The organism is Methylobacterium sp. WL64 (genome assembly GCF_008039945.1).
GTDB lineage: Bacteria > Pseudomonadota > Alphaproteobacteria > Rhizobiales > Beijerinckiaceae > Methylobacterium.
Genome location: NZ_VRVA01000260.1, coordinates 1 through 2,387 on the forward strand (window position 1 = coordinate 1; position 2,387 = coordinate 2,387).

Annotated in this window: 1 protein-coding gene and 1 pseudogene; both read left to right on the top strand. The window is 58.1% G+C overall.

The features are described 5' to 3' along the window. Positions 1-120, top strand: a pseudogene (locus FV242_RS33630) (IS5/IS1182 family transposase); the annotation flags it as partial. Positions 121-438: 318 nt separating this feature from the next. Further along, positions 439-2,202 carry an EAL domain-containing protein gene (locus FV242_RS33635; RefSeq protein ID WP_147941985.1) on the top strand — a complete coding sequence of 588 codons (1,764 nt, stop codon included), beginning with the start codon at positions 439-441 and terminating at the stop codon, positions 2,200-2,202. Positions 2,203-2,387 lie beyond the last annotated feature (185 nt).

A 2,387-nucleotide genomic window follows, 5' to 3' on the forward strand; every position in this document is an offset into this window, starting at 1 on the left:
TGGTTCAACCGATTCCGTCGATTGCCCATCCGCTACGAGCGACGCGCAGACATCTACGAGGCCTTCACGAGCCTCGCCGCCAGCCTCATCACTCTCAACCAGATCAGACGGTTCTGTTAGGCGCTCTAAGTCGCGGGCGATTAGGCCGCCCGAGGCTCCGCAAAGGGTGGCAAGCAGCAATTATGCTTTCGGCACTAGGAGAAATGCCGCTTTCAAACCCGGAAAATCGCTCAGATACCGTTAATTTTCCTCCTTTGCGTGTTACGATCTAGTCGATCCAGCTATAAGACACGCTTTTTTGATGCTGTAAGGCCGCCTTCCTGCTACAAACAGAGTTTGGCAAGGGTTTTTCAGTTAGATGGATCAGGGGGATATGAGGCTCAGGTCGGGTGAAAGCGCCGCCCTTACCTTTGCCGCACGAAGGCTTGCAGTCGCACTATGTCTGAAATTTTACACAAGGACCGTTCCGAGGAAGCGCGCCTGAGTGCACTTCAACAGTACGACCTGCTCGACACGCCGCCGAGCGAGAGCTTCGACCGCATCACGCGGATGGCTAGCCAGATCTTCAACCTGCCAATTTCAGCGGTGTCGCTGACGGACCGCGACCGGCAATGGTTCAAGTCGCGCGTCGGCGTCGAGCATTCATCGATCCCGCGGGAACAGGCGCCGTGCGGACAGGTGGCTGAGACCACCGACGTTCTGGTGATCCCCGACTTCAAGAAAGATGCCTGCTACGCCGACAGCGTGCTCGGCCGCAGCGGCATCCGCTTCTATGCCGGCGCGCCGCTGGTGACCCGCGAAGGTTACGGGCTCGGCGCCCTATGCGTTTTAGGAACTGAGCCGCGCGCTGCCACTGAGGCCGAGGTCGCCGCCCTGAAAGATTTGGCCGCGATGGTCATGGCGCAGATCGAGTTTCAGCATGCCTTCGGCCGGATCGACCCGCTGAGCGGCCTGCCGAGCCGGAACCAGTTCCTTGATGACCTGTCCGATCTCGCGGCCGAGCGTCCGGACGAGGCTCGGCTTGCCGTGCTCATCGATCTCGCGCGTCCCGAACAGATCAATGCCTATGCCCGCGTCATGGGCCTGGGCCGCATCGACGATTTAATCAGGGACACCGCGCGCGGAATACACCGTGACATCGGTAGAGAGCTCAAGCTCTATCACACGGCGGCCACGCAATTCGCCTTCCTGGCGCCTCCGGGAGTCCGACAAGACGATTATGTCCGTCAGCTGACGGACGGACAGAGGGAGGCGCAGCAGCGCTCCATCACTGGAATGCTTATGACCAGCGCCATCGGTGTGACCGTCTTTGCGCCCGGATCGACCAGACCGCAAGACGTACTGCGAGCCCTCTACGGCGCGGTTCAGGAAGCCCGCATGTCGCCCGATCTAGTCGGCATCTATTCACTCGCGGCCGATCAAGCCTATCATCGCCGATACAGACTGCTGCAGGACTTCGGGTTGGCACTGCTTGCTGGTGATCAGTTGCGGCTAGTGTTCCAGCCGCGCATCGATCTGCCCACGGGACGATGTATCGGCGCGGAAGCGCTGCTGCGCTGGAACCACCCGGTCTTGGGCCCCGTGTCTCCCAGCGAGTTCGTCCCGGTCATCGAGCACTCACCACACGCCCAAGCCATGACGGCCTTCGTTCTGGAAACAGCCCTCGCGCAGGCGCGTCGCTGGCGAGACGCCAAGCGTGAGATTGTGATTTCGGTCAACGTCTCGGCTGCCAACCTGCACGAAATGGATTTCGCCCATTCCGTCCAGGTCGCGCTTGAGCGGCTCGGTCTGGAACCGGAGCGACTAGAGTTGGAGGTGACTGAGAGCGCTATCATGCAGGATGCTATCAACGCGCGGCGCCAGTTGGACGAGCTTGCCGCCGCCGGGGTTCGCCTAGCGATCGATGATTTTGGCACCGGCTACAGCAGCCTCGCCTATCTTCAGGATCTGCCAGCCCACGTCGTGAAGATCGACCGAAGCTTCGTACTGAAACTAAGCGAAGGCCAGAAGGAGATGTCGCTCGTGCGCTCGATGATCGGCCTCTCGCATGATCTCGGCTACCGTGTGGTAGCGGAAGGCATCGAGACCGTTGAGGCGGCCGATCTGCTTTTGGCGATGCAATGCGACGAGGCCCAGGGCTACTTCTTTGCTCGTCCTCTGGAGGTCGATGAATTTCAGAGTTGGTTTGAAGACCACGAGTAAAAGATCAAATCTTCGGGTGCTATAAATAATCGAAAATGGTTAAACAGAATGAGCTATATTCGTAATAACGCTGTTTCTAAATGTAATATGTTAATTGCTAGTCAGGTTGAATGGGGCATTATTTGGCCACCTATAAATTTTGATGATAGCGATGGCGAAAACAGAATTTATTCGCAAATTTAATT

Coding starts and splice junctions, on each gene's coding strand:
- FV242_RS33635 (WP_147941985.1), top strand. CDS start 439: ATGTCTGAAATTTTACACAAGGACCGTTCCGAGGAAGCGCGCCTGAGT.